Here is a 272-nt window from a genome sequence, read left to right on the forward strand (position 1 = left end):
TTACTGAAGAAGAATTTCGCAACCCAGGCGTCATTCAACCACCTTTGGTTCAGGGCGCGATTGTTTCCGACAAGTCCTTGCAGCAGATCGATCCGAAAGACTATGTACCTCCGGCCTTTGAACTGGGCACCAATACCGCGCCGCTGGGGCTGGAGTTCTGGGATGGCTTTCCCGCACGCGCAGGCACCCAGAATATGCTGGTGGCCGTGCATGGTGCGGGCACGGCGCAACGGCCGGGCATGGATGTGCGTATCTTCTCTATTCAAAACGGT

General features: G+C 57.0%; 1 protein-coding gene. It reads left to right on the plus strand.

Going from position 1 to position 272, the window contains the following annotated elements; all coding sequences use genetic code 11:
* Window positions 1-272, plus strand: a 272-nt coding sequence (locus SB717_RS35830; RefSeq protein ID WP_410907728.1) for a hypothetical protein, incomplete at both ends; no start/stop codon positions are given.

Source organism: Priestia sp. SIMBA_032, assembly GCF_046535215.1.
In the GTDB taxonomy this organism is placed as follows: Bacteria; Bacillota; Bacilli; order Bacillales; family Bacillaceae_H; genus Priestia; species Priestia aryabhattai.